Genomic DNA, 6,405 nt, shown 5'->3' with positions numbered 1-6,405 from the left:
AACTGGCACCGACCCCACATGGGGATCGGCAACCAGCCGCCTATTTCAAGAATCCCGCTGAACAACGTACTGGGTTTACACAACTAACAGTCGGCTCTACCGGTCGGCTTGGCTCCGGAGCACGGGGGGTTGCAGGGCCGCGCGAACGGCAGCCGACTGACAGTCGGCTCTACCTGCAGCCGATTAACAATCGGCTCTACCGTTCGTGATGCGCGCCGGTTATTTCAGGTTGGCCAGCATCCAATCGACGGTGGCGTGGATCTGCTCTTCGGTCAGGCCGGGGTTGCCGCCCTTGGGCGGCATGATGCCGCCATCGGGGCCGGTGTAGCCCTCGATCGCGTGCTTGTAGAGGGTGTCCTTGCCCTGCGCCAGGCGCGCATCCCAGTGCGCGTGGTCCAGCGTCGGTGCCTGGCCCACGCCAGTGGTGTGGCAGGCGGTGCACAGGTTGTCGAAGATCACCTTGCCGTCGGTGGTGCCACCGTAGGCCACGTTCGCCGCCGCCTTGGCCAGCGCTGCGGCCTTGGCCGCGGCCTGGTCGGCGGCACCGGTGGCGCCGGCATACACCGCGCCGGCCGGGGCAATGCGCAGTTCGGTGCGCTTGGCGGCCTGGGACGAGACTTCAGCAGGAATGCGGGTGTGCAGGTACGCGGCGAACAGGATCAATCCGAGCGTGATGGCCATCAACAGCGCAATGACCATGGAAAAGCGTTTCAGGAACTCGAGGTCGTAATTCCGCACTCTCTTTCACCCCTGGCTGGTAGTCGTTGGACCACGGCTTGTCGGCCGAGTATGACCAGCGTCGGCGGCGCTCTGCAAGCCGCCGTCCGGTGCCGCATTGCAGCATGGAGGTGGCTCAGGCGCCGGCAGCGCGCAGGCAGAAAACGCAGATCGATTCCACCAGCGCGGTCTGGTCGCCGTGGGCGTCGCGGCTGGGCGCGGTCGGGCCGACCAGCGCTTCGGTGAAGGCACCGACGATGCAGGCCGCCGCCACTTCGGTGTCCTGCGCGGGAAAACTGCCGGCGTCGACACCGTCATCCACGATGCGGCGGAACACGTCACCGAACAGGCGGCGGCAGCGGATGCGCTCGGCTTCCACCTCCGGGTCCACCGGCTCGGCGATGAAGGCGTAGGCCAGCCCCGGGCCGGCCAGCGCGCGGCGCACGAAGGCGGTGATCGCCCGGCGCAGGCGCTCCGGTGCCGGCAGCGGTTCGGCGGCAATGGCCTCGAAGATGCGCAGTTCGTGCTCTACCGCGGCGGTCAGCACCTCCACGAACAGTTCGGCCTTGGACGGGAAGTGCCGGTAGATCAGGCCGGTGGAGACGCCGGCCTCGGCCGCCACCGCGGTTACCGGGGCATTGCGGTAGCCGCCGGCGGCCACCAGGCGGCGGGTCGCCAGCAGGATCCGCTCGCGGGCCCCGGCCAGGCGTTCTTCCATCAGTGCGGAGCGTTTATAGGCCATTTGCTGATTCTATGTTCAATTTTTGAATTTGTGTTCACTTTTACCCCGGGGAGGACTAGGCTGGGGGCCTGATCGACCCTTCCTGCCTTGCGGAGCTGCCTCATGCACGTCCCCACCCTGAACTTCGACCTGGGCGAAGAGATCGACATGCTCCGCCAGAGCGTGGCCCATTTTGCCTCGGCCGAGATCGCGCCGCTGGCGGCGCAGGCCGACGAGGAAAATGTCTTCCCGCACCCGCTGTGGCGCAAGCTGGGCGAGCAGGGGCTGCTCGGCCTGACCGTGGAGGAAGAATACGGCGGCAGCGGCATGGGCTACCTGGCCCACGTGGTGGCGATGGAAGAAATCTCGCGCGCGTCGGGCGCCATCGGGCTGTCCTACGGCGCGCATTCGAACCTGTGCGTGAACCAGCTGCGCAAGAACGGCACCGAAGAACAGAAGCAGCGCTTCCTGCCCGGCCTGTGCAGCGGCGAGAAGGTCGGCGCGCTGGCCATGAGCGAACCGGGCGCCGGTTCGGACGTGGTGTCGATGAAGCTGCGTGCGGACAAGCGCGGCGACCACTACGTGCTCAACGGCAACAAGATGTGGATCACCAACGGCCCCGATGCCGACGTGCTGGTGGTGTATGCCAAGACCGATCCGAACGGTGGCGCCAAGGGCATCACCGCGTTCCTGGTCGAGAAAGGCATGAAGGGCTTTTCCACCGCGCAGAAGCTGGACAAGCTGGGCATGCGCGGCTCCAACACCTGTGAGCTGGTATTCGAAGACTGCGAAGTGCCTGAAGCCAACGTGCTGGGCGCGGTGGGCGGTGGCGTGCAGGTGCTGATGTCGGGCCTGGATTACGAGCGCGTGGTGCTGTCCGGCGGCCCGCTGGGGCTGATGGCCGCCGGCATGGACGTGGTGATGCCGTACGTGCACGAGCGCAAGCAGTTCGGTGAGGCGATCGGCACCTTCCAGCTGATCCAGGCCAAGCTGGCGGACATGTACGTGGGCCTCAACGCCTGCCGCGCCTATGTATATGCAGTGGCGCGCGCCTGCGACCTGGGCCGCACCACGCGCCAGGATGCGGCCGGTGCCATTCTGTATTCGGCCGAGAAGGCCACCTGGCTGACCGGCCAGGCGATCCAGATCCTGGGCGGCAACGGCTATATCAATGAATACCCGACCGGTCGCCTGTGGCGCGATGCCAAGCTGTATGAAATCGGCGCGGGCACTTCGGAAATCCGCCGCATGCTGATCGGCCGCGAACTGTTCCAGCGCACCAAGTAAGGGCCCTGCGATGACTGTACTGAGCACCCAGCTGCAACCGGGCAGCGAGACTTTCGAAGCCAACCGCGCGGCGCTGCAGGCGATGGTGGACGACCTGCGCGCCACCCTGGCGCAGACCGCGCTGGGGGGCAGCGAAGCGGCACGGCAGAAGCACACCGCGCGCGGCAAGCTGCTGGTGCGCGACCGCATCGACGCCCTGCTCGACCCGGGCAGCGCGTTCCTGGAGATCGCGCCGCTGGCCGCGCACGGCATGTACGGCGACAGCATCGCCAGCGCCGGCGTGGTGGCCGGCATTGGCCGGGTGTCCGGCGTGGAATGCGTGATCGTGGCCAACGACGCCACGGTCAAGGGTGGCACGTACTACCCGATGACGGTGAAGAAGCACCTGCGCGCGCAGGAAGTGGCCGAACAGAACCGCCTGCCCTGCATCTACCTGGTCGATTCGGGCGGCGCGTTCCTGCCGCTGCAGGACGAGGTATTCCCGGACCGCGACCATTTCGGCCGCATCTTCTACAACCAGGCCAATCTCTCCGCACAGGGCATTCCGCAGATCGCCTGCGTGATGGGCTCGTGCACCGCCGGTGGCGCCTACGTGCCGGCGATGAGCGATGAAACGGTGATCGTGCGCGAACAGGGCACCATCTTCCTGGGCGGCCCGCCGTTGGTGAAGGCGGCCACCGGTGAAGTGGTCACCGCCGAAGAACTGGGCGGTGCCGATGTGCACACGCGCATTTCCGGCGTGGCCGACCACATGGCCGACAACGACCTGCAGGCGCTGGCCCGGGTGCGCGCGATCATCGCCCAGCTCAACTGGCGCAAGCCCGAGCCGGCGCTGGCGGTGCAGGCGCCGGCCGAACCGCGTTATGCCGCGGAAGAGCTGTACGGAGTGATCCCGGCCGACACGCGCAAACCCTACGACGTGCGCGAAGTGATCATGCGGCTGGTGGACGATTCGCGCTTCGACGAGTTCAAGCCGCGCTACGGCAACACGCTGGTCACCGGCTTCGCGCACCTGCATGGCTACCCGGTCGGGATCATTGCCAACAACGGCATCCTGTTCTCCGAGTCCGCGCTCAAGGGCGCGCACTTCATCGAACTGTGCACGCGGCGCGGCATTCCGCTGGTGTTCCTGCAGAACATCACCGGCTTCATGGTCGGGCGCAAGTACGAGCACGGCGGCATCGCCAAGGACGGCGCCAAGCTGGTGATGGCGGTGGCCTGCGCCAAGGTGCCCAAGTTCACCGTGGTGATCGGCGGTTCGTTCGGCGCCGGCAACTACGGCATGTGCGGCCGCGCCTATTCGCCCAACTTCCTGTGGATGTGGCCGAACGCACGCATCGGCGTGATGGGCGGCGAGCAGGCGGCAAGCGTGCTGGCCACGGTCAAGCGCGATGGCATTGAAGCCAAGGGCGGGCAGTGGTCTGCGCAGGACGAAGATACGTTCAAGAGCCCGATCCGCGACCAGTTCGAGCAGCAGGGCCACCCCTACTACGCCAGCGCGCGGCTGTGGGATGACGGCGTGATCGATCCGGCCGATACCCGCCGCGTGCTGGGTCTGGCGCTGTCGGCCAGCCTCAACGCCCCGGCCCGCAAGACCGATTTCGGCGTGTTCCGGATGTGATCCGGCCCATTGGCATGCGCAACGAGACTTCCATGTTCACCAAGATCCTGATCGCCAACCGTGGCGAAATCGCCTGCCGCGTCATCGCCACCTGCCAACGCCTGGGCATTGCCACGGTGGCGGTGTATTCCGACGCCGACCGCGACGCACGCCATGTGCGGCTGGCCGATGAAGCCGTGGCCATCGGCCCGGCCCCGGCGCGGGAAAGCTACCTGCGTGCCGACGCCATCCTGGACGCCGCGCGCCGCACCGGTGCGCAGGCCATCCACCCGGGCTACGGCTTCCTGTCGGAGAACGCGGACTTCGCCCAGGCCTGCGCCGAGGCCGGCATCGTGTTCATCGGCCCGTCTGCTGCGGCGATCCGCGCGATGGGGGACAAGAGCGCGGCCAAGGCGCTGATGCAGCAGGCCGGCGTGCCGCTGACCCCGGGGTACCACGGCGACGCGCAGGACCCGGCGTTCCTGCGCGAACAGGCCGACGGCATCGGCTACCCGGTGCTGATCAAGGCCAGCGCCGGTGGCGGCGGCAAAGGCATGCGCAAGGTGGAAGACAGCGCGGCGTTCACCGAAGCGCTGGCCAGCTGCCAGCGCGAGGCGCAGTCCGCCTTCGGCAACGCCCACGTGCTGGTGGAAAAGTACGTGGAGCGCCCGCGCCATATCGAGATCCAGGTGTTCGGCGACAGCCACGGCAACGTGGTGTACCTGTTCGAGCGCGACTGCTCGGTGCAGCGCCGCCACCAGAAGGTGCTGGAAGAAGCGCCTGCGCCGGGCATGACGCCCGGGCGCCGTGCAGCGATGGGGAAGGCCGCAGTGGATGCCGCGCGTGCGGTGAACTACGTGGGCGCCGGCACGGTGGAATTCATCGCCGGGCCCGACGGCGATTTCTACTTCATGGAAATGAACACCCGCCTGCAGGTGGAGCACCCGGTCACCGAATGCATCACCGGGACCGACCTGGTGGAATGGCAGCTGCGCGTGGCCAGTGGCGCACCGCTGCCGCTGCAGCAGGAACAGCTGCGGATCAACGGCCATGCACTGGAAGCGCGGCTGTATGCCGAAGATGCGGACAAGGGCTTCCTGCCGTCCACCGGCACGCTGCGCCACCTGCGCCTGCCGTCCGGCAGTGCGCACGTGCGCGTGGATGCGGGTGTGGAACAGGGCGATGCGATCACTCCGTTCTACGACCCGATGATCGCCAAGCTGATCGTGTGGGATGTGGACCGCGATGCCGCGCTGCGCCGCATGCAGCAGGCGCTGGCCGAGTGCGAAGTGGTGGGCGTGACCACCAACGCCGCGTTCCTGCGCCGGTTGGTGATGACCGATTCGTTCGCCAACGCGAAGCTGGATACCGCGTTGATCGAACGCGAGCAGGCGGCACTGGCGCCACATCAGGGCGATACCGACCCTGCCCTGTGGGCGCTGGCGGCCGTAGCTGCGATGGCGACGGACGCAGCGGCCCCGGTGGATGCGCGCGACCCGCACTCGCCGTGGCAGGCGCGCGATGGCTGGCGGCTGGGACAGCGTGCGGCGCGGCGGCTGACCCTGGAGCATCGCGGCAGCCAGCAGGTGGTGGCCGTTGAAGGCCATGGCGAGGCGTGGTCGATCAAGGTGCGCGGCACCACGGTATCCGCGCAGGGCCAACTGGTGGGCGAGCGGCTGGCGCTGCAGGAGGGAGAGCGCCTGCACCGCGCCCGCGTGGTACGCGACGGCAGCGAGCTGTACCTGTTCGGCACTGACGGCGTGCAGCGCTTCACCCTGCACGACCCGGTGAGCGAAGCCGACCACGCCGTGGCCGATGCCGGCAGCCTGGTCGCGCCGATGCCAGGCCGCGTCGTGGCCACGCTGCTGGCGCCGGGCACCCAGGTGGTGCGGGGTACCCCGCTGCTGGTGCTGGAAGCGATGAAGATGGAGCACACCCTGCAGGCGCCAGCCGATGGCACGGTGCAGGGGTACCGGGTCAAGCCGGGCGACCAGGTGGCAGACGGCGCGGTGCTGGTGGATTTCGAAGCGGCGTAGTGACACCCCATGGGTGTCATCGCGGTGCCGGAACGAAGAGCTGA

Annotated in this window: 5 protein-coding genes; 3 read left to right on the top strand and 2 right to left on the bottom strand. The window is 67.8% G+C overall.

Annotation, left to right across the window (positions count from 1 at the left end; all coding sequences use genetic code 11):
* Positions 1–219: 219 nt before the first annotated feature.
* Entirely contained in the window at positions 220–738 is a 519-nt protein-coding gene (locus ACIGII_RS13205) for a c-type cytochrome (protein WP_399638744.1), read from the bottom strand.
* Between the two features lie 115 nt (positions 739–853).
* Entirely contained in the window at positions 854–1,459 is a 606-nt protein-coding gene (locus ACIGII_RS13200) for a TetR/AcrR family transcriptional regulator (protein WP_399638743.1), read from the bottom strand.
* Positions 1,460–1,561: 102 nt separating this feature from the next.
* Between ACIGII_RS13200 and ACIGII_RS13195 the strand changes: the two genes are divergently transcribed.
* The 3 genes from ACIGII_RS13195 to ACIGII_RS13185 are packed head-to-tail and all read left to right on the top strand — an operon-like array spanning position 1,562 to position 6,361.
* Complete coding sequence (locus ACIGII_RS13195; protein WP_399638741.1) at positions 1,562–2,725, top strand: isovaleryl-CoA dehydrogenase; 1,164 nt, start codon at positions 1,562–1,564, stop codon at positions 2,723–2,725.
* A gap of 10 nt (positions 2,726–2,735) precedes the next feature.
* Complete coding sequence (locus tag ACIGII_RS13190; RefSeq protein WP_399638739.1) at positions 2,736–4,346, top strand: carboxyl transferase domain-containing protein; 1,611 nt, start codon at positions 2,736–2,738, stop codon at positions 4,344–4,346.
* Positions 4,347–4,378: 32 nt separating this feature from the next.
* The gene (locus tag ACIGII_RS13185) at positions 4,379–6,361 is read left to right on the top strand and encodes an acetyl-CoA carboxylase biotin carboxylase subunit (RefSeq protein ID WP_399638737.1); all 1,983 of its coding nucleotides are present in this window, start codon (positions 4,379–4,381) and stop codon (positions 6,359–6,361) included.
* Positions 6,362–6,405 lie beyond the last annotated feature (44 nt).

The organism is Stenotrophomonas sp. NPDC077420 (assembly GCF_044543385.1).
Lineage (GTDB): Bacteria > Pseudomonadota > Gammaproteobacteria > Xanthomonadales > Xanthomonadaceae > Stenotrophomonas.
Note: the sequence above shows the minus strand (reverse complement) of the source record. Positions and strands in the feature narration are given on the sequence as shown.